This is a genomic window from Niallia sp. FSL M8-0099 (assembly GCF_038006945.1).
GTDB lineage: Bacteria > Bacillota > Bacilli > Bacillales > Cytobacillaceae > Niallia > Niallia circulans.
This window is the reverse complement of record NZ_JBBOWF010000001.1, coordinates 1,140,789-1,161,584: the sequence shown is the minus strand read 5'-3', so window position 1 is coordinate 1,161,584 and position 20,796 is coordinate 1,140,789. Positions and strand designations below refer to the sequence as shown.

The 20,796-nt window shown below is 35.3% G+C and carries 17 protein-coding genes and 1 riboswitch; of the genes, 4 read left to right on the top strand and 13 right to left on the bottom strand.

Annotation, left to right across the window (positions count from 1 at the left end; translation table 11 throughout):
- Positions 1 to 226: 226 nt before the first annotated feature.
- Complete coding sequence (locus NSQ92_RS05395; RefSeq protein ID WP_047941576.1) at positions 227 to 1,183, top strand: ribose-phosphate diphosphokinase; 957 nt, start codon at positions 227 to 229, stop codon at positions 1,181 to 1,183.
- A gap of 195 nt (positions 1,184 to 1,378) precedes the next feature.
- On the opposite strand, the gene NSQ92_RS05390 is transcribed toward NSQ92_RS05395, so the two are convergent.
- The 4 genes from NSQ92_RS05390 to truA all read right to left on the bottom strand — a co-directional run bounded on the left by NSQ92_RS05390 (position 1,379) and on the right by truA (position 5,994).
- A complete protein-coding gene (locus NSQ92_RS05390; protein WP_047941575.1) occupies positions 1,379 to 2,578 on the bottom strand; it encodes a phosphoglycerate dehydrogenase in 1,200 nt (399 codons plus the stop codon).
- Positions 2,579 to 2,688: 110 nt separating this feature from the next.
- A riboswitch (ZMP/ZTP riboswitch) is annotated at positions 2,689 to 2,768 on the bottom strand.
- 92 nt (positions 2,769 to 2,860) lie between these two features.
- The gene (gene nadD / locus NSQ92_RS05385; RefSeq protein WP_061799595.1) at positions 2,861 to 3,475 is read right to left on the bottom strand and encodes a nicotinate-nucleotide adenylyltransferase; all 615 of its coding nucleotides are present in this window, start codon (positions 3,473 to 3,475) and stop codon (positions 2,861 to 2,863) included.
- A gap of 15 nt (positions 3,476 to 3,490) precedes the next feature.
- Complete coding sequence (locus NSQ92_RS05380; RefSeq protein WP_047941573.1) at positions 3,491 to 4,942, bottom strand: nicotinate phosphoribosyltransferase; 1,452 nt, start codon at positions 4,940 to 4,942, stop codon at positions 3,491 to 3,493.
- A gap of 314 nt (positions 4,943 to 5,256) precedes the next feature.
- Entirely contained in the window at positions 5,257 to 5,994 is a 738-nt protein-coding gene (gene truA, locus NSQ92_RS05375) for a tRNA pseudouridine(38-40) synthase TruA (RefSeq protein WP_341152458.1), read from the bottom strand.
- A 305-nt stretch (positions 5,995 to 6,299) separates the two neighbouring features.
- On the opposite strand from truA, the gene NSQ92_RS05370 reads away from it, so the two are divergent.
- The gene (locus NSQ92_RS05370; protein ID WP_047941571.1) at positions 6,300 to 6,692 is read left to right on the top strand and encodes an SET domain-containing protein; all 393 of its coding nucleotides are present in this window, start codon (positions 6,300 to 6,302) and stop codon (positions 6,690 to 6,692) included.
- Positions 6,693 to 6,711: 19 nt separating this feature from the next.
- Here the strand turns inward: NSQ92_RS05370 and NSQ92_RS05365 are convergent, their stop codons facing one another.
- The 6 genes from NSQ92_RS05365 to NSQ92_RS05340 form a co-directional block, all read right to left on the bottom strand.
- A complete protein-coding gene (locus NSQ92_RS05365; RefSeq protein WP_341152457.1) occupies positions 6,712 to 8,229 on the bottom strand; it encodes a glycine betaine uptake BCCT transporter in 1,518 nt (505 codons plus the stop codon).
- A 110-nt stretch (positions 8,230 to 8,339) separates the two neighbouring features.
- Entirely contained in the window at positions 8,340 to 9,398 is a 1,059-nt protein-coding gene (locus NSQ92_RS05360; protein WP_047941569.1) for a Gfo/Idh/MocA family protein, read from the bottom strand.
- Between the two features lies 1 nt (position 9,399).
- Entirely contained in the window at positions 9,400 to 10,038 is a 639-nt protein-coding gene (locus NSQ92_RS05355; RefSeq protein ID WP_341152456.1) for a YesL family protein, read from the bottom strand.
- Positions 10,039 to 10,142: 104 nt separating this feature from the next.
- Positions 10,143 to 11,684 (bottom strand): sugar ABC transporter substrate-binding protein, encoded by a 1,542-nt coding sequence (locus NSQ92_RS05350; protein WP_341152455.1) that lies wholly within the window; start codon positions 11,682 to 11,684, stop codon positions 10,143 to 10,145.
- A gap of 17 nt (positions 11,685 to 11,701) precedes the next feature.
- Positions 11,702 to 12,622: a carbohydrate ABC transporter permease gene (locus tag NSQ92_RS05345; protein WP_235850429.1), complete on the bottom strand. Its 921-nt coding sequence runs from the start codon at positions 12,620 to 12,622 to the stop codon at positions 11,702 to 11,704.
- Between the two features lie 17 nt (positions 12,623 to 12,639).
- Positions 12,640 to 13,602, bottom strand: coding sequence for an ABC transporter permease (locus tag NSQ92_RS05340; protein ID WP_217275619.1), 963 nt, complete (start codon positions 13,600 to 13,602; stop codon positions 12,640 to 12,642).
- 236 nt (positions 13,603 to 13,838) lie between these two features.
- Here NSQ92_RS05340 and NSQ92_RS05335 point away from each other — a divergent pair, with 236 nt between their 5' ends.
- Together NSQ92_RS05335 and NSQ92_RS05330 are read left to right on the top strand one after the other, a co-directional pair.
- Complete coding sequence (locus NSQ92_RS05335) at positions 13,839 to 15,542, top strand: sensor histidine kinase (RefSeq protein ID WP_341152454.1); 1,704 nt, start codon at positions 13,839 to 13,841, stop codon at positions 15,540 to 15,542.
- Between the two features lie 3 nt (positions 15,543 to 15,545).
- Positions 15,546 to 17,159: a response regulator transcription factor gene (locus NSQ92_RS05330; protein WP_341152453.1), complete on the top strand. Its 1,614-nt coding sequence runs from the start codon at positions 15,546 to 15,548 to the stop codon at positions 17,157 to 17,159.
- Positions 17,160 to 17,367: 208 nt separating this feature from the next.
- Here the strand turns inward: NSQ92_RS05330 and pdxA are convergent, their stop codons facing one another.
- Genes pdxA through NSQ92_RS05315 form a run of 3 tightly spaced genes read right to left on the bottom strand, consistent with a single transcriptional unit; the run spans position 17,368 to position 20,669 of the window.
- Positions 17,368 to 18,369, bottom strand: coding sequence for a 4-hydroxythreonine-4-phosphate dehydrogenase PdxA (gene pdxA / locus NSQ92_RS05325; RefSeq protein ID WP_061799620.1), 1,002 nt, complete (start codon positions 18,367 to 18,369; stop codon positions 17,368 to 17,370).
- Complete coding sequence (locus NSQ92_RS05320) at positions 18,366 to 19,667, bottom strand: four-carbon acid sugar kinase family protein (RefSeq protein WP_095321809.1); 1,302 nt, start codon at positions 19,665 to 19,667, stop codon at positions 18,366 to 18,368. Before NSQ92_RS05320 ends, pdxA begins: the two co-directional genes overlap by 4 nt.
- Before the next feature lie 18 nt (positions 19,668 to 19,685).
- Positions 19,686 to 20,669: a 2-keto-3-deoxygluconate permease gene (locus tag NSQ92_RS05315; protein ID WP_047941563.1), complete on the bottom strand. Its 984-nt coding sequence runs from the start codon at positions 20,667 to 20,669 to the stop codon at positions 19,686 to 19,688.
- Between the last annotated feature and the right edge of the window lie 127 nt (positions 20,670 to 20,796).

The window sequence follows — 20,796 nt, the reverse complement described above, 5'->3', positions numbered from 1 at the left end:
TTTAAAAAAACATCTTTCATTTTAGGTTTGTAAAAGCAGATTATAAGGCTATAAATTACTAAGACAATTCCATTGCTCCCACATACAAGAAGAAAGATACATCAGGAAGAAAAAAATCTATTATTAGGTTGCAATGCAAATATCAGTGTCCTACAATATTTGTTAGAAGTATCTTTAGGAAAATGAATCATCACTACGAATGTTCAAATTATAGGAGGAAGCATTCATGCCCAATTCATATCAAGGAACCAAATTAAAAGTTTTCGCACTCAATTCGTCGCCAGAACTAGCTCAAGAAATCGTAAATCATCTCGGTACCGAATTAGGAAAGTGTACGGTCAAAAAATTCAGTGATGGTGAAATTCAAATCAATATTGAAGAAAGTGTCCGCGGCTGCGAAGTATTTGTTATTCAATCTACATGCGATCCTGTAAATCAAAGTATTATGGAATTGCTTATTATGATAGATGCATTAAAACGAGCTTCTGTTAACACTATTAATGTCGTTATCCCTTATTATGGATACGCACGCCAAGATAGAAAAGCCCAACCAAGAGAGCCCATTACAGCTAAATTAGTTGCCAATTTAATTCAAAAATCTGGTGCAGACCGTGTGATAACTTTAGATCTACACGCTCCACAAACACAAGGCTTCTTTAATATCCCAGTTGATCAATTAGTAGGTATCCCGCTTCTTGCTGATTATTTAAATACGAAAGACTTTACACATGATGTTGTTGTAGTAGCCCCAGACCACGGCAGCGTAACCCGGGCACGTGAGCTCGCAGACCGCTTAAAAGCACCTATCGCTATTATCGATAAACGAGGTCCAAAAGATTTCGGTCCCCGCGAAGTAAACGTTGTTGGTAATATCGAAGGAAAAACGGCAATTATTATAGACGATATAGTGGATACTTCTTATCGGATAACTACTGCTGCGAAAGCCTTACTTGATAATGGCGCTGAAGAAATATACGCATGTTGTATTCATCCCGTTTTATCTGAACCCGCTATTGATATGATACAAGAATCACAAATTAAGGAATTGATTGTAACAAACAGCATTCCACTTACAGAAGAAAAAAGAATCGACAAGATTACACAGTTATCTATTGCTGAATTACTAAGTGATGCCATCAGCCGCGTTTATGAACATAAGTCAGTAAGTGTGTTATTTAAATAAACTGCTTTAAGCAAAAGGGTTGTCCTGTTGGACAGCCCTTTTTGTTAAAAAAATGTTGATTTAATAAAATAGATAATTTTCCATTGTCTTGTACTCCATCGCTGTCATAATCCAACTAGGTACAAATAGACTCCAGCAAAAATCTATTTTGCCTGAGAGCCTATAAGTGTAAGTGTCTATTTACTATTTCGCGAATTAGATTACTCTCAGCATTACAATTCCATCGATTTCCTTTAATTGCTTAGATAAAAGAGGAACAATCTCATCCGCTACTTGGTTATCAATATCTATCATCGTGTAAGCATATTCGCCGCGGCTTCTATTTATCATATCGGCAATATTTAACTGATAGGTAGAAATTACTTGTGTCATTTGACCAACCATATTAGGAACATTTAAATGGAATGCCGTCACCCGACGTTTTCCCGTATAGGGAATAGATGCATTCGGAAAGTTCACAGCGTTTTTCACATTTCCAGTTTCCAAGAAATCCTTTACCTGACGCGCTGCCATTACCGCACAATTTTCTTCTGATTCTCCTGTAGATGCACCAAGGTGTGGAATCGCAATCGTATTTTTCATTTGGAGAACATGTTCATTTGGGAAATCTGTTATATATCGTCCTATCTTCCCATCTTCCAATGCAACAGCCATGTCTATTTCATTTACTAGCTCTCCACGAGAAAAATTCAGAATTTGCGTACCAGGTTTCATTAAGGCAAAAGCCTTTTTATTAAACATTCCCTTCGTGTCTTCCGTTAATGGAACATGAACCGTAATATAGTCAGACTCTGCAAATAATTGATCTAATGTCATTGCTCGCTTAACATTACGTGATAAATTCCAAGCAGTATCGACAGAAAGAAATGGATCATACCCAATAACATCCATATCAAGGGCAAGAGCATCGTTTGCTACCAGAGCACCAATTGCACCTAAACCAATTACGCCTAATGTTTTTCCTTTAATTTCATGTCCAACAAATTGTTTTTTACCTGTTTCCACAAGTTTTGGAATTTGATCACCTTCCGAAACAAGTGTTTTGGCCCATGATACTCCTTCAAATAAATTTCGGGAAGAAGCCATTAATGACATGAGCACCATCTCTTTTACGGCATTTGCATTCGCACCAGGTGTATTAAATACAACAATTCCTTTTGCTGTACATTGTTCAACCGGTATATTATTGACTCCTGCTCCTGCACGTGCTATTGCCTTTAAATTATCTCCCAATTCCAACCCATGCATATTAAAGCTGCGCAAAAGAATCGCATCAGGATTGGCACTCGTATCATCCATTGTAAAATTCCCTTTTTTAAATACATTTAGTCCACTTGCTGCAATATTATTTAACGTCTTAATTGTTTTTACTTCTTTAACAGTCGTAGTGCTCATCTCCATTGCTCCCTTTTTCATCAATTATATTCTTTGTAAGCTTGGAACATACTGCTTCCCTTTTTTAACGGAAATAGTAAAAAAAGAAAAAGGCAAGGAGTTCATTCCCTTACCTCTGCCCAGGCGAACGGCATACGACACTATGTGCTCCCCTACGGTTATCCGTATTTCGCCAGTTACACATAGCCTTTAGATTGCCTCCATTCTATCAGACTATTCAGTATTCATCAATTACTAATTTATTATTAATTTTGTTCTTTTCTATGCTTTTTTTAGAACGGTTTACTGATATAACTTATTTTTCTTTATATATTGATAGCACTTTTCTGGCAAAAGATACCTTGGTTCTCCCCCCATTGAAAACTCTTCCCGTATATACGTAGAGCTTATTTCCATGGACAGTCCCTTATCTAACAAGTGAAAGGTCTTCCCATCATCATGATTGCGGAGAAGTGGTGAGCGGCTGATCGTGGAAAGCATATCAACTCCATTTCGGGCCATAACAATAAATCGATTTTCCGCTACCAATTCTTCCCCTTTGGTCCATTTGCCTTGTCCAATATCAACAAGTAAATCGGCTCCCATAATGAAATATACTTCGTCTTCTGGAAATAATTTTTTAAAATAATTCATTGTGTGATACGTATAGATTTCCCAGCCATCTTGCTTCATTTCATAGTCATCGACTGCAAATTTATCATTGTCAGCTATTGCCATATTGACCATCTCTATGCGATGTTCATCAGCTGTTTCCATTGTTTTATCTCTTCTTTTGCTCGAAGAAGGAAGAAAGATAACTTTATCTAACTTACATCGATGAGCAACTGTGCTAGCTGTCCAAAGATGAACATTTGTAATAGGATCAAAGGATGATCCATAAACCCCTATTTTTCTCACATATTTTCCTCCCTTTTAAATTCGGTTCGTCTTCCTCTTCATTTTCTCGATATAATTGCGCTTGTTTTCCCAGCAAGCCTTACTTAAATCAACTGGATACTCTTCCGGATTGAGCGTTCTTTTATATTCATTCCATAACAACTCTAGATTTTCCTCGACCTTTTTTTGAATATCCGTTAATAGTGGTGGAGTTATTTGAATTTGTCCATTCTTTATAACCGGATGATGTAGTTCAATTGCCTGGTAGTTTGTTACCACCTTATTCAAATAAGGATGAACAGGATGAAACATTTTTAAAGGTTCTTGTGTGATAGCTTCAGTTGCGAGGGTAATGTAATCACCTTCTGCATGACCATTTTCCTTATTAATAATTCGATATACCCTTTTCTGCCCTGGTGTGGATATCTTTTCCGGATTTCCAGATAATTTTATTGTATCTCTCATTTCACCTGATTCATTTTCAATGCTTACTAATTTATACACAGCTCCTAATGCTGCCTGATCGAACGCTGTTATCAGCTTTGTGCCAATTCCCCAAATATCAATCTTTGCTCCTTCTGCCTGTAAATTCATAATTGTATACTCATCTAAATCATTCGATGCGATAATTTTCGCATCGTAGAACCCGGCTTCATCAAGCATTGCTCTTGCTTTCTTAGAAAGATAGGCTAAATCTCCACTGTCTAAGCGAATTCCTTTAAAATGAATTTTGTCACCAAATTCCTTTGCTACCTTTATGGCATTGGGTACACCAGAACGAAGTGTATCATATGTATCCACTAAAAAAACGCAGTCTGTATGCGCCTCCGCATATTTCTTAAAAGCTTCATATTCATCTTGATAAGCTTGAACTAATGCATGTGCATGTGTACCAGATACAGGTATGCCAAAAATCTTACCAGCCCTTACATTACTAGTGGCGGAAAATCCCCCGATATAGGCAGCCCTTGTTCCCCAAATCGCCGCATCCATTTCCTGCGCTCTTCTTGTTCCAAACTCCATCGCCGTTTGACTGCCAATAACCTGTTTCATTCTCGCAGCTTTAGTGGCAATAAGTGTTTGATAATTAACAATATTTAATAATGCTGTCTCCACTAATTGTGCTTCTGCAAGTGGAGCTTCCACACGTAGAATAGGTTCATTAGCAAATACTAGCTCTCCTTCTTCCATGCAATAAATGTCTCCTGAAAAAGTAACATTTTTTAGATAATCTAAAAAGTCCTCTTTATAGCCAACTCCACTTCTTAAATAATCAATATCACTATCCGTAAATCGGCAATTTTTTATATAAGATAAAATCCGTTCTAAACCAGCAAAAACGGCAAAGCCATTACCAAATGGCAGCTTGCGAAAATAAAGTTCAAATACAGCTTTTCGTTCATGTATTCCATCTCTCCAATAAGTCTCCATCATATTAATTTGGTAGAGATCGGTATGAAGCATAAGACTGTCATCAGCATATTTCATCTAAAATTTCCTCCTCCAAATAAATTCACTTCTGCATTCAAAAATTATTTATTACCAAAAGGATGTGACAAATCTTTGTATCTTATATAATTATCCTTTTATTCGTCAAATCATTCTTTTTTTAGCAAAGCTTTTCAGATATATAGTATAAAATTTATTTTTAAAAGTAATATAATGAATTTCTTTGTATATCTTTTGCTGTTAAAGTTTAGATGCAATTCAATCACTCTGTCCCTCACTATTGTTCCCTAACCATTAAAAGGATACAAAAAAGCAAGCAGTTCAAAATAACCACTTGCTCGCCTTCACTTCTATTAAAACTTTACTTTTTCTAAAAATAACCCATTCGCTTCTGCCATCATGCCTGTTAGGCTGCGATCCTTTGTTTCCATAATTGCTGGAATAGCATCAGCTTCAATATTTCCTAAGCCAACTTCAATCAATGTACCAACCATTTTTCTGACCATATTATAAAGGAAGCCATCGCCGCTCACGCGAATTTCTATAAATCCGTCAACTTCTTTTATATCAGCAAAGTATACTTCTTTCACCATAGACTTTTTCTTTGATTTAGCATTGGAGAAAGCTGTAAAATCATGTTTCCCCACAAAATAGGCAGCTGCTTGTTCCATTTTCTTTAGATTTAATCGTTTCTCTACATGCATGCTATATTTACGCATAAATGGATGGGTATACGATTTATTCCATATTTTATATAAATATGTTTTATCCTTCGCATTATATCTCGCATGAAAGCGATCATGTACAATCTGTACTTTTGATATACTAATATCATTTGGCAAGTAATGGTTTAAATAATTCATTACTTCTTTTTCCGTCATCTCTTTCTTCATTTTAAAATTGGCAACTTGAGATAAGGCATGTACCCCTGCATCTGTTCGGCTGCAGCCAATAATTTCAATCTTTTCTCCTGCCATTTCTGTTAAGACATTTTCAATTTTCCCTTGAATAGATTGGTCTCCATTTCCCAGACGCTGCCATCCTTTGTAACGTCCACCATCATATTGAATAAGCATTTTATAATTTTTCATTTTTTCTCCTGTTCTTTCCCTCTTTATTTTCTTTATTATAAACAATGTATAAACGCCCTTGTTTACCGCTTTATTAACACGTAATCATCTTACTAACTGAATTCCTTTAAGAAAACATACTCCTTAATGAATATTATCTCATTATACACTATGAATCCTCAAACCTTCATTAGCTAAAAACTCAGTTTATTACAAGAATTATTTCTTTTTTATAAAAAATTATTTTATTTATTTCCTAAATAATAGAAACAATGTTAGAGTATGATATAGCAGTATACTTTAGAAAGAGTTGTAGGTGATCAATGATGATTGAAATTAAAACATCTCCCTTAAGTGATGGAGAATTCAATAGAGGCGTATTTGCTACATGTGATATCAAAAAAGGTACTTTATTCCATGAAGCTCCCGTTGTTCCATATCCTAATGAGCAGCATAAATATATCGAAAGAACCGTGCTAGAAGATTATGTTTATGAATATGGGATTAACCACAGTGCTGTTGTTCTTGGATACGGCATGCTCTTTAACCATTCCTATGAACCAAATGCAACATATGAGATTAATTTTGATAAGCATACATTTGACTATTATGCTTATAAGGATATAAAAGCTGGTGAAGAAATATTAATCAATTATAATGGCGAAGTCGATGATTATGAGCCGTTATGGTTTAATAAAGACAAAGAGAATGAAGATTAAAAAGAAAAAAGACTCGATATCACATCGAGCCTTTTTTCTTTTTCCATTTTGATTCGTATTCCGCTTTTTCCAAATGGACCTCCTTTAATAAACTTACCGTCATTAAGATCATAATAACGGAAAAAGGGAGAGCGGCTATAATCATCATATTTTGTAAACCATCTAATCCCCCTGAATAAAGTAAGACAAGCGAAATAGAGGTAAGTAAGAGTCCCCAAATTACTTTAATTCTATTGCTCGGATTTTGTGTACCATTGGCAGAAAGCATACCTAAAACGAAAGTACCTGAATCCGCTGAGGTAATAAAGAAAACACCAATTAATACAATTGCTAAAATAGATAATACCGCACTAAGAGGAAAATGTTCTAAAAGAGCAAATAATGTTTCTTCCGTTGCGAAGGTGGAAATAGAACCTAATCCCTTATGCTCGATAAACATCGCATTACCCCCAAATACTGTAAACCATAAAAACCCAATTATGGAGGGGATAAATAAGACAAACGTAACAAATTCACGGATTGTTCTTCCTTTGGAAATTCTAGCAATAAAAATTCCAACAAACGGTGACCATGCAATCCACCAAGCCCAGTAAAAAATGGTCCAAGTATTTATCCATTGACGATTTTCACCATTTAAAGGGGAAATCCGGAAGCTCATGCGCACTATATTCTGTAGATACGTCCCCACTGTATCTGTAAATAAATTGAGGATAAAGACTGTATTCCCCAAAATAAATACAAATAAAAATAAGACAAATGCTAGTATCATATTCATATTGCTAAGAATCTTAATGCCTTTCCCTAAACCTGAAACAGCAGAGAGTAAAAATAAGATGGTAACTATTACAATAATAATAAATTGAGTTAAAAAACTAGAAGGAACCCCATAAAGAAAAGAAAGCCCTCCATTAATTTGTACCGCACCGAATCCTAGTGTTGTTGCTATTCCAGTAACTGTCGCAAACACAGCGATAATATCAATGATTCTTCCTAATCTTCCATCCATAGAATTACCTAGTAATGGTTTTAAGGTCGAACTAATTAACGTCTTTCCTCCCTTGCGAAAGGTAGTATAAGCAAGGCTTAATGCCACAATTCCATACACTGCCCATGCATGAATTCCCCAATGAAAATAGGTAAATCTCATCGCATCTTTCATGCCTTGTTCTGTTCCAATCTCATTTGTAGGTGAACTAATTGCATAATGACTAAGTGGTTCCGCAGTCCCGTAAAACACAAGTCCGATTCCCATTCCCGCGCTAAAAAGCATTGCTAACCATACTATTCGAGAAAATTCTGGCTTATCCTCAGGTTTTCCTAATTTAATTCTTCCTACCGGACTTATTAATAAGTATAAACATATTATCACGAAAAACGTAACGACAATTAAATAATACCAGCCAAAAGAATCTGTAATGAAAGATTGTGCATTAGCTGAGGTTTGTTCAAGCGATTTTGGTGCAAATACTCCTATTAATACAATCACTAATAAAATAATTACAGAAACATTAAAGACAAGATGATTTTTAAACTTCATATAATAAATTCTCCTTCTAATAATCGAATACTAATCTATGTAGAATTGCTGCCTAGGTTATTATTATCCTTTATTAGGAGAATTAAACAAACACTATCCCTTTCAGCTTCTTAGAGAGGTGCTATTCTTTTTCCAGGAACTCTACTGGACTCCCTAATTGCTTCTAATACTTGTTGATTCATTACTCCCGTCATAAAATCTGGGAAACCTAATCTTACCTCCCCATTTAGCATTTTGGAGAAATCTTCCCATTCTGTCAAATAGACCGATTTGGGAACATGCATTTTTTTCTCCACAAGTTCACCCGTTTCCTCATTAACTTGAATTAAATAAACGATATCTTCTTCCTTTGTACTTGCATGAAGCGTTCCTTTATCTCCAAAAATCGCTATCTCATGCTGATTTCCTGATCCAATCGCATTTCTAGTTGTTTGAAATGTACCAATAATGCCGTTTTCCATCCGGGCCTGAAAGCTTGCAAAATCATCAATAGCGAATTCTTTCGATTCATTCGAATGCTCTAATTTTCTTTTGGTAATAAAACTTTCCAATATTGCCGATACCTCTTGGAATGGTCCAAATAGATAATGTGCCATATCAATCATATGGGAACCTAAATCTCCTAATACGCCTGTTCCTGTAATGGCAGGATTAAAGCGCCACATATAAGGAGTTTGATACGATGGAGCTCCCCAACCTTGCAGATACTGAATAGAAAAATTTCTTATTTGACCGATTTCCCCTTTTTCCAGCAATACTTTTACAAAGCGAAATGCAGGAGTGTATCGATAACTAAATCCTACCATACAGGGAATAGGTTGTTTTTTATATTTTTCTGCAAGCTGCTGTGCTTCCTCATAATCCAAAGTAAATGGTTTTTCTGTTAAAATAGGCATCTTCCGTTCCATACAATATTCTAAAATAGGTGCGTGAACATTATTAGGGGTGACAGAAACAACTGCATCTATTTTTTGAGAATCAATTAGCTCACGGAAATCTTGATATTGATTTTCTGTTTTAATAGCTAATTGCTCGCCGACTTTTTTTAGTCTTACACGATTCGAATCACAGATTGCCTCTATTTTAAATGTTCCAACATTTTGCAGTCCTTTGATATGAGACTGAGCCATTCCGCCAACGCCAATTATTCCTATTCGTATTACTTCCATTCTACTTCTCTCCTTTTTTATTTTCATATTTTGAAAAAATTCTCTTCAATATAAATGTGTTCAGCAAAGCAAAAATGGAAAATCCCCCGAATGTAAAGAAATAGATACCTGTCATAAAGCCAGTAAAAGACGAAATAATGAAGATTATAGGTAAATAATTAATGATTAATAACAGGACGAGGAAGGGAAAGTGAAATCCTCCCATTAATAAAGAATTCACCATACCTGTTTTTATTGAATCCTCAAATCTAGATAAGTAGGGGAAAATATATAAGATTAATGTACTGTAGAGAAAACCAAAGAAAAGAGTGAGACTCATAAAAATGATTTTCCAAATACCACTTGTGTATACAAGATAATAAATATCGCCAAACAGTATGACAGCAATCCCTATTAAAAGAAACCAAACGAAAGAACTTTGTTTTAGATTCTTTTTAAACGCTTTGATATAACTTCGCCAGACAGATGGATCTTCCCCATTTATTATTTTAAAACTGACTGTATATAAAGCTGTCAGTGAAGCACCTATTGTCACAACAGGGAGAGAAAAAAGAATAAAAATTAAATTTAATAAAAATATATCCACCATTCTCGCTAATTTTCTGCCAATCAGACCATCTATTTGAAAAAGGGAACTCATTTCATTCACCTTCCTTTTCCGAATTAGTCCTATAAAAGTTACCTAGTCTCCATATAGAAGTAACAGCCAGAATATTTTAATTCTCTGACTGTTATATTTTTGAACTATTTTAATGATTCTTGATAGCGGTTAAACGCATTGTTTTGAATTTCCATAAATTCATCGTAGCCCATTTTCTTTAATTGACTTATATAGTCATCCCACTCTTTTTCTATGCCACCTTCTACAACCCATTTTGATTGCATGGAATTTACATAGGAAGTTAAGTCTACATTTAATGTGTTTAAACGCTGCATTTCTTCTGCCGTAAAACTTACTGTTGGAAATTGCTCTCTTGCATATTCACTTATTTTTTTGTCCAATTCTAACTTCAATCCATCCCCACTGTCTGTAGGCAATGTTACCTTTTCATTAAAACCTTCCTCAATGTACTTTGGACCAAAATCACGGAATGAATTTGTCCAGGCAAAAATATCTGCAGATTCGCCTTCTGGTGCATCCAGTACTTGATATGATCCATCATCCTTCTTCTCTACCCCAATTCCAAAGGAACCATAAAAAGTTTGAATGCTTGCATCCTCTGTATAAAACTTATCCGCCCATTGCAGCAATTTCGCCGGGTCCTTAGCTTGGGTAGTAATTAGTAGTTCATTTCTCGAATATGTTTCTGTATCAGAAATGACATATCTTTCTCCATCCGGACCTTTTAGTGGAGCTAATGGTACATATTCTTCGGCATTTGGACCAAATACAGCATCTGGAGTCCAGCCGAAGGCAACACCTACTAATGCATCGTTTTCATCTTTACGCTTTGCTTCTGCCATTGAATCATCTTGTGTAAACAGTTCCTGATCGATTAAGCCATCCTTGTATGCTTGATGCATCCATGCAATCCCTTCTTTATATTCTTCTTGTGTTGGAATGTAAGAAGGCTTTCCATCTTTTAGCGTCATTAAGCCGGCTTTATCATTACCCTTTGTTACACCAAACGGTAATATAAAGCCATAAATATTCCCCCCATATGGAATTTCATCATTTAAGTCGCCATTTCCATTGGCATCCTTTTCCTTAAATGCTTGAAGAACATGATAGAAATCTTCATACGTATCTGGCATTTCCAAGCCCAAATTGTCTAACCATTTTTGATTAATAAACAACTGATTTCCTGTCAATGGTCTTAAAGGCAATTTCTTAGGCAAGCTATAAATATGACCATCTGGCGAAGTAACTAAAGCTCGCAGAGACGGCTCTTTGTCAAATGCTGCCATTAAATTCGGCATATTTTCGGCAATGAGATCCTCTAGGGGAATAAAGAGACTTTGATTTTGGGCAATATCTCCATCACTTAAAGCAAGTGATCCCCAAAATGCATCTGGTAAATCTCCACCTGCCATTAAAACTGATTTCTTATCTCCCCATTCTGAATTCAAGTAAATATCCCAATCGACATTAATTCCTGCTTCTTTTTCCGTCTCTTCTACAAAGCCTTTTAGAAAATCATCTCCCCAGTCTGACCAGCGGACGGTTGCAATTCGGTATTCTCCATCTTCCTTTTCTGTTGGGTTCGTATTAGCATTACTGCAGCCAACTATTAAGCTACTTGCTAAAACGACACTCAATAACCCTTTCCAGCTTCTCTCTAACATCTTTTCCTTCCCCTCTCTTATTCTTTAATGGAACCAACCATGACACCTTGATTAAAATATTTCTGTAAAAATGGATATAAGCACATAATTGGTGCAGTTGATACAACAATCGCTGCATATTTCATCATTTCAGATAATCTTCTCAATTCCGATGCGAGTTCACCAGATGCAGTACCAAGTAAGGATTCATTGGAAATTAAGATTCTTCTCAACACTAATTGGAGTGGCTGTAAGTCTTCGTTCGAAATATAAATTAATGCATTAAACCATGAATTCCAAATACCAACAGCCGTCCACAATCCAATTACAGCTAAAATGGCTTTTGATAATGGCAGCACAATCGTTAGAAAGTAGCGTATGGTTCCGCAGCCATCAATTTGAGCGGCTTCCCACAATGTATCAGGGATACTATTTTTGAAGAATGTTCGAGCGATAATAATATGAAAGGAAGACACTGCAAAAGGCAATACCATTACCCAAAAGGTATCAAGTAATCCAAAGCCTTTTACGACTAAATAGGTTGGTACCAAGCCCCCGCTGACGAACATAGGAATTAGGATAAAAATAGAAAGCCACTTTTTCCCGAATAAGTCAGACCTTGATAAAGCATATCCGGCAGGAATATTAACAATTATGGCAATAATCGTCCCTGCTGCTGTATAAATAATCGTATTGACATACGATCTCCAAATAATCTCCTGCTTAAATAATTCAATATAGCCATCCAAGCGCCACTCTTTTGGCCAAAACCATACATTCCCATTGGTTACATCTGTTGGATTACTAAATGAAGCAATAATAATAAACCAGAGAGGATATACAATCATTGAAATCATTAAAATAGCAATTGTGTAAACAGCTATGTCAAATAAGCGATCATTCCACCTTTTTTTCCTTTTTAACTTTTTATTGAATTTTTGAATAAGTGTTCCTTCCAATTCTAATGCCCCCCCTCCTACAATAAACTTGTTTTCGTAAGCTTCTTTGAAAGCCAATTGACAAAAAGTAATATGATTACATTAACTACCGTATTAAATAGCCCAATTGCTGTGGAAAGACTATACTGGAAGTTCTGCATCCCCACTTTATATACATAGGTGGAGATAACCTCACTGCCCGTTAAATTTAATGGATTTTGTAATAATAATACTTTTTCGAAGCCAACACTCAAAAGACTGCCGGCACGCAAAATTAATAGAATCATAGCCGTAGGCATAATAAGCGGTAAATCGATATGAATAATTTTTTGAATTCTGCTTGCGCCGTCCATTGTTGCAGCTTCATAATAAGTTGGGTCAATTGCTGACAAGGCAGCCAAAAAAATAATACTATCCCAGCCTAAATGCTGCCATACATCACTCCACACATATACACTGCTAAATAGTGCCGGCTTTGATAACAGGTTCGGCATTTCCATCCCAAATAAAGATAGAACATTTGCGATAAGCCCAGTACTCGGTGATAAAAAAATTAATATCATCCCGCACATTACCATTGTAGAAATAAAATGCGGCAAGTACGTTGTAACTTGAAAAACCTTTTTAAACATGCCAATACGCATTTGGTTACAGAGGATGGCTAAAGCTATCGGCAGAGGAAACCCAACTAACAGACTATATAAACTAATATATAAGGTGTTTTTCACCGTTAAACCAAATTGGTAGGAATGAAAGTACTGGATAAAATGCTTCATTCCAACCCAAGGACTATTCCAAATTCCAAGAGCGGGAGAATAATCCTTAAATGCCATGATAATTCCATACATCGGAATATACGTAAAACAAATTAATAGAATGAGAGTAGGCAGAAGCAACACATATAAGGGCAGACTTTTTTTGATTTGCTTTATGTGTCTTATTTTGTTTGGAATATTTGGTGTTACCTGCGTGTTTTTTTCCGTAGCTATCGTACTTTTCAACTCTTCCACCTCCTTTGTTTGATATAATCATTATATGAAAGCGCATTCAATAAAAATAGAGCTATACCGACCTGAAATAATACTAAACAGGATAGATTTTATCATTCCTTTCTAATTACACGAAGAAATAGCAGTATTCCGTTATTTTTCTGTCTTTTTTATATTTTTCTGACGGAATACTGCTAGAAATAGTTTGACAAATTAATATAATGATAATAAGCATGGGAGATGAGTAAATGGTCCGTTCTATTGATAAAAACCCATCCCGATCGATCAATTACTATTTAAAAGTACTGTTAATCATTATGGTCATTATCTTACTAATCAACATGTTTATTAGCATGTTAACCATCTCCATTACACGAAAACAAAGCATTGAGACGATTACCAATACGGTCAATCTTTATATGGAGAATGTGCGTACCAACTTAAAAGCAGTTGACCACTTTATGATTTGGACGGTCGTGCACGAGCCATTAATTGAAGAAATGGAAGAAAACATGAAGATGGACGAATTCCCCCGAGACTTAACTAATTTTCGAACGCGTATAATTGACTTTCAATACTCGACAGGTAAAGAGTTTCAGTTCTTTCTCGGTCTAAAAAGAGAATCCTTTTTTACCAATGCATCACCAATTAAACTGCCTTATCAAGATTATTTACAAATAAAGAATTACTTTTTCTCTAAAAATGACTCTCTGCATACATATGAAAACTTTAGCACTTGGAAAGCAATAAAAATAAACGGCGCCGTTTATTTTTATCATCTATTAAGCTATGAAAATCGGATTTTTGTTTGCCTAGTTTCTGCTGAAGACCTATTAAAGCCTCTAGAAAACTTTAATTTAGGGAGAAATGGCTCCATCGTAATGAAACAAGAGGGAAGAACAATTTTAACCACCAATCAGTCAACAGCAAACGACGCAGCATCCTATGACTTTTTTACAAGTAAGTTACGGTTTCAAGAAAAACAAACTTTATTGCCATTTAGTCTACAAATAAACGTAGATCATTTTGGAGCATTTAAACATGTTGTTATTACACAATTCATCTTAATTTTAGCTACCATTGTTATTAGCATTATCTTATTTTTCATTTTGGTTTATATTAAAAATCGGTTAATCTTCCCTATTCAAAAATTCTCTAAAAATCTATCTGAACTAAACAATAGTACAAATATGATTGATTTTGAAAGTAGCAGTATCGTGGAGCTGGAGCAAGCTAACACCCAATTTAAAAACCTTATTCAAGAAATAAAAAAGTTAAAAATTAATATTTATGAACAAGAGCTTGAAAAGAAAAAAATAGAGATGGATTTTTTGCGATTACAGATTAAGCCACATTTTTATATTAATTGTTTATCAAGTATTCACAGTATGGCGGAAATGCAGATGTTTGCAGAAATCAAAAAAATGTCCATTGCTACATCCCGTTACTTTCGCTATCTTTTTCAAACAAATCTCCATTTTGTTTCATTAAAAAGGGAACTGGATCATATCCACGATTATCTTGCTATTCAACAATTATTACACGGACCGACTTTCCAATTTGAAACATCCTTTGCTTTAGACATGGGGGAAGTACAAATCCCGCCATTGATTCTGCAAACTTTTATTGAAAATAGCATCAAACACGGACATTCAGCTATAAACGACGAGGATACACTTATTATTTCTCTAAACATATCCACTTTGAAAGCTGAACAAAAAATGAATATTACGATAAAAGATAATGGCCCTGGCTATCCATCAGATATACTAGATAAACTCGAAAACCAACTGCCCATTTCAGAAATTAATGGCAGGCAAATTGGAATAAACAATGTCATTCAAAGGCTTCAAATGCTTTATGGGAATAGTTTTTCCATTTCCTTTTCAAACGGAATCGAAAGTGGAACGATTGTTCAATTAGTTATCCCAACTCAATTAATGGAGGAATAAACAATGAATGTCTTAGTTGTAGATGATGATCGCTTTGTCGTTGCCTTATTAAAGGAGAAGGTCAATTGGGAGAATCTAGGAATTGAGCGAGTCTATACGGCCCATAATATCCGCCAAGCAAAGAATATATTTAAAAAACAAAGCATTCATTTGCTTATTTCAGATATTGAAATGCCGCAAGGTAGCGGCCTCGAATTATTGGCATGGGTGCGGCAAGAAGGCTATACAATCCAGACCATTTTCTTAACTAATTTTGCTGATTTTCATTATGCCCAGAAGGCGATTGAGCTTCAGAGCTTTGAATACTATTTAAAACCAATTGAAATCGATAAATTAGAATTCAGTATATTAAAAGCGATTAAGAAAGTAAAAGCCAATCAACAAAGTCAACAGGCCATCCAAGTAGGTCAGTATTGGCAGCAGAACAAACAAAAGCTAGTAGATCATTTTTGGAGTTCATATTTAAGAAACCATGAGTGGCTTCAAGCAGACCTAGAAGAACAATTACTAAAAAATCATTTAAATTATTCTACAGAAGACTATTTTTTGCCCATTTTACTAAATATATTTCCTTATCATATGTCTTTTAAAGAAAACAGCACGCCTATTTTTGAAATAGATAAAGCATTGGTTTCAAAACTAATTGTCCATTTAAACTCTACCCTTAAAGAAAAGCGCTTTTCTTTAGAGAGTATAGTCACCCTTGATATTAATAAAGAAAGCTATGTACTTCTTTTAAAAAAAAGTGATGAACAAACCTCATTCGTTTCATTATGCAAGAACTTAATCCATACGCTTAAGGAGGAGCTGTCAATAGATAGTCGTTTTAGTATTGGTTTTCCTGCTCCGTTAGTCAACATTCAGTCAGCAGTAAAGCAGCTCCAGCGAAAAAGTGACGATATGATTGAGTTTAGAAATTCTGTTCAGCACTTTCTATCTTATGAGATAACAGTCACTAGTTACACAGAACCTAATTTAGCTATTTTAGAGAAGTATCTGCAAAATGGAAACAAACAAAGCTTTTTAGCTAAATGTCGACAGTATTTAATTCACTTGAAAGAATCAAACGCTCTTAATCTTGATGTTTTATCTAATTTCCGTTTGGATATTACACAATTGTTATTTACACACTTAAAAAAGAAGGAAGTGCTTGCACACAAATTATTTGATGGAAATACAAATAACTTTTTACAAACACAATCATTGCGTTCAATCGATGATATGATGATTTATATTACTTACTTAGTTGATATTTCGCTGCAATATGTAGATTTTATTCACTCTCAAAAAACCGTTGTTAATACAATTTGTGACTATATTGATGAACATTATCATGAGAATATTACAAGAGATAATATTGCAAAGATTGTATATTTAAGCCCAGATTATATAGCAAGAATTTTTAAGAAAGAAACTGGACTCTCTCTGGTAAACTATATCATCAAAAAAAGAGTAGACATCGCTAAGGAGCTACTCATTCAAACTACATTACCAGTACATATAATCTCAGATAAAGTCGGATATGGAAATTACTCCTACTTTACCAAACTTTTTAAAAAAGAAACAAATTACACTCCTTTTGAATATAGACGAAAAGAAAAATCCTCCGCTTTATAAACAAAGCTAACCATCAGTATTTTGCCTTACCACTGATGGTTAGTTGCGCTTCCGAACTTTTACATCGAGCACCAAAACATCCAGCTTTTTCAAATTCAGCAGCTTGCGATGATTAGAATTACTGAATGATGATGTTAAGGTAAAATTCCGGCCATATTTGTCTATCTAATACACTAACAAGCTAATAAATTTATCTTCTTTTTCTTTATCATTTAGGAGCTAGTTCTACAGCTTGTCGCATTGCTTCCATTAAGCTTTTTTCATCTGCGATCCCTTTACCTGCGATATCAAATGCCGTTCCATGATCTACGCTTGTTCGAATAATTGGCAAACCAACGGTAATATTCACTCCGGCATCTAATCCTAGTACTTTCACTGGACCGTGTCCTTGGTCGTGATACATTGCTACTACAATATCAAAATCCCCACGTACAGTACGGAAAAATAATGTATCTGCCGGAAGTGGGCCTACTGCTTCTATCCCTTCTTTTTGTGCTCTTTCTACAGCAGGAATTACTTTTTCTTCTTCTTCTCCATAACCAAATAATCCATTTTCACCAGCATGTGGATTAATGCCGCAAACAGCAATTTTCGGATTAGAAATACCTGCCTTTTGTAAAGTATCATGAGCAAGTTTAATAACATGATAGACACGTTCGGGATTAATCATCTTAACCGCATCAAGAATTCCAACATGTGTTGTAACATGAATAACTTTTAAATTCGGAGCAGACAGCATCATAGAGAAATCTTGAGTACCAGTAAGATCAGCTAAGATTTCTGTATGGCCTGGATATTTATGTCCCCCTTTGTGCAATGCCTCTTTATTTAATGGTGCTGTACATATTGCATGGATTTTATTTTCTTTTGCAAGCTCAATGGCTTTAGCAAGATATTGAAATGCCGCATTCCCAGCTTCTGGAGCCACTTTTCCTACCGGAAGTGTTTCATCCAATAAATTTAAATCTAAACAATAAACAGTGCCATAATCATAGGTTATTTCGTTAATTTCCTCGACGGAAATATTTTGGATAGCTAAATCACTATTAACAAATTGTTTGGCTCTATTCAAAATCTTACTATCGCCGATTACCAACGGTCTGCTAATCGTATACATTTCCTCTTTATCGAGACTTTTTAAAATAATCTCTGGACCAACCCCTGCTGCATCTCCCATTGTTATCCCTACAATTGGTTTTACAATACTCATACTATCACCCTTCTATTGTTAATTAAAAACTCTAATGCTTTTATTAATGAATCTTCTTGGCCAAAGCCTCCTGCTTTCGTTACCGCCCAATAGCTTTTCATTTCTGTTCTAATTTTTCCAAAAGGAAGTCCTGGTTCAATTTCCATATATAAATCCATTTCTGTTACTCCCAGCGCACGACATACTGCCTTGGCAGTATCTCCGCCTGTTAAGACTAACCCTTTAATAAAAGGAGCATTTTTTACTATATGGGTTGAAATGATACCCAATCCATTTGATATTGCTTCACTAACATCATTTTTACTTAATCCTAGTATCTTACCTGCTTCAATGGCACGCTTTCTATTGTCATCATCCGCTTCTACATAAAGTACAAAATGGTTGTGTTCTTTATTCTGCTGGATTATTTCCATAAACTCATCCAGCCTATAGCTACCATTTATTAAATCCACAGGGTCAACCTGCATAAAATAAGAATCTTGCAGTCTATCAACCTTATATAATTGTTTTTTCGTTACGGGAGATAAGCTTCCAGATACGATCAAAGTAGTTTGGATTTCCATATCTTCCTGTTCTTTTACTGATGAAGGCATTAAATGCAGCATTCCCGGCAGATATTCTATCAGTCCAGCAGATCCTGCCCAAATAATCGATTTATTTTGCTCAGAAAATAGTTTAGCAATATTTATGAGATCCTCCTCAGATTCGGCATCACAAACAAACCATTTATTCCCTTCCACTAAGGATGATTGTATAAAACTGTTTATCTCCTCTTTAGACTTGTGCCAAACTTCCTTATTAACCAATGTAATTTTCCTGTTATTTTTCGAATTTAAAAGCTTTGGCAAAAACGATTCCTGTACAGGTGTCTTCGGATCATTGGAAAATTCGGTTTCTGTAATGATTTTACCGTCTACAAAATGGTGTCCATTGATGGTTTGACGTCTCATTTTAGGATAGGCCGGCGCAATAACAATCATATCTGGTTTATAAACAGATTCTAGCGCTGCCAGTTCTGCCTCTAAATTGCCTCTTAACGTGGAATCTACCTTCTTATAAATATGTTTATACCCGTTTCTTTTGAGAAAGGATGCTGCCTCTACTACTGCCTTATATGCATCCTCTTCCTCTTTCGCTCTACTGTCCGTATCTACTATTAGAACATCAGAGACCATATCTTTAGATAAATTTTTATAATCAAACACAACACTAGTAGATAATTTTTTTATTGCCAGCTGCACACCAGAATCGTTAGCGCCTGTTAAATCATCAGAAATAATCCCCATTTTGTTTTTCACGTCGAACACATCCTTACCTTACATTTTGATACCTTGTTCCTCAAACTTATATCCTTTTTTTTCTAATCTTTTCACTAAGAAACCTACATAGATTGGAAGCAGTATTGCCGTGGTTACCACCGATGCGGCCACCTGTACTGTTGCAATATCGACCACTGACGCAAAACTAGCATTTGCAGCGGCAATTACAGCAGGTGTAGCAACCGCATTACCAGCTGTGGAGCCCTCAGCAGCTCCAACAATCGGATTCCATTTTAAAAGCTTGAACACATAGTAACCAGCAGTTCCAGTTACAAAAACGGTTAATAAGCCTAGAATAATACCAGCCAAGCCACCTTCAAGAATGGCAGAAAAATTGATGCCCATACCGAGAGAAAAAGCAAAGAATGGAATTAACATAGAACTTCCACTATCTAAGAAATCTCTCATTTTATCATCTAAATTACCTAATACCATCCCAACTATGATCGGAAGAAGCACAGAGATAAAAGAAGTAATAGAAAATAAACCGTCCACAAATCCCATTGCACCAAAAATGGATAGAGCAACCATTGTCAAAAATGGTCCATCATTAAGAGCTAATAAGGAATACGCAGCTCTGTCTTCCTTACTTCCGTATTGCCCAACTAAAGCAACAAATAATCCTCCATTACTGTTTGTCATAGCGGCAATTACTGCAATAGGAGCTAAACCAAACCAAAGACCATTATCTCCAGCAAATAGATACGCTAGTAATCCAAAGGCTGCACCAACAACCCATTTTGTGATTAATAATGTAGCCCCTTTCCCAACAGATACCCCAAATGACTTTACATTTATTTGCGCTCCCGTACACAATAGAAATAATGCAATTAAAGTAGATGATCCATTAACAAATAAAGCCTCTGTAAAATTCCCGATTCTGAGAAGGTTTGGAGCAAATGTATTTAATAGTGCTGCAATTAGCAACGGAACTACCATCATCCCTCCAGGAATCCGTTCTAACGTCTCTTTAATCTTCATAATTTTAACACTCCTTTTTATATGTTTCAATTTTAAACAATAAGTAATCGTTTACAAATAAAATTGTAACTGCTTTCAACTATTACCACAATAGAATTAGTATAAAACGTTGCAAAATGAAACAAAA

What these genes read in the sequence shown, in the direction of transcription:
- NSQ92_RS05380 (WP_047941573.1), bottom strand. Translation starts at nt 4,942, where the DNA reads ATGAAATATGCTGATGACAGTCTTATGCTTCATACCGATCTCTACCAA.
- NSQ92_RS05390 (WP_047941575.1), bottom strand. Translation starts at nt 2,578, where the DNA reads ATGAGCACTACGACTGTTAAAGAAGTAAAAACAATTAAGACGTTAAAT.
- NSQ92_RS05315 (WP_047941563.1), bottom strand. Translation starts at nt 20,669, where the DNA reads ATGAAGATTAAAGAGACGTTAGAACGGATTCCTGGAGGGATGATGGTA.
- NSQ92_RS05360 (WP_047941569.1), bottom strand. Translation starts at nt 9,398, where the DNA reads ATGGAAGTAATACGAATAGGAATAATTGGCGTTGGCGGAATGGCTCAG.
- NSQ92_RS05335 (WP_341152454.1), top strand. Translation starts at nt 13,839, where the DNA reads ATGGTCCGTTCTATTGATAAAAACCCATCCCGATCGATCAATTACTAT.
- pdxA (WP_061799620.1), bottom strand. Translation starts at nt 18,369, where the DNA reads ATGAGTATTGTAAAACCAATTGTAGGGATAACAATGGGAGATGCAGCA.
- NSQ92_RS05365 (WP_341152457.1), bottom strand. Translation starts at nt 8,229, where the DNA reads ATGAAGTTTAAAAATCATCTTGTCTTTAATGTTTCTGTAATTATTTTA.
- NSQ92_RS05350 (WP_341152455.1), bottom strand. Translation starts at nt 11,684, where the DNA reads ATGTTAGAGAGAAGCTGGAAAGGGTTATTGAGTGTCGTTTTAGCAAGT.
- truA (WP_341152458.1), bottom strand. Translation starts at nt 5,994, where the DNA reads ATGAAAAATTATAAAATGCTTATTCAATATGATGGTGGACGTTACAAA.
- NSQ92_RS05355 (WP_341152456.1), bottom strand. Translation starts at nt 10,038, where the DNA reads ATGAGTTCCCTTTTTCAAATAGATGGTCTGATTGGCAGAAAATTAGCG.
- NSQ92_RS05395 (WP_047941576.1), top strand. Translation starts at nt 227, where the DNA reads ATGCCCAATTCATATCAAGGAACCAAATTAAAAGTTTTCGCACTCAAT.
- NSQ92_RS05330 (WP_341152453.1), top strand. Translation starts at nt 15,546, where the DNA reads ATGAATGTCTTAGTTGTAGATGATGATCGCTTTGTCGTTGCCTTATTA.
- NSQ92_RS05370 (WP_047941571.1), top strand. Translation starts at nt 6,300, where the DNA reads ATGATTGAAATTAAAACATCTCCCTTAAGTGATGGAGAATTCAATAGA.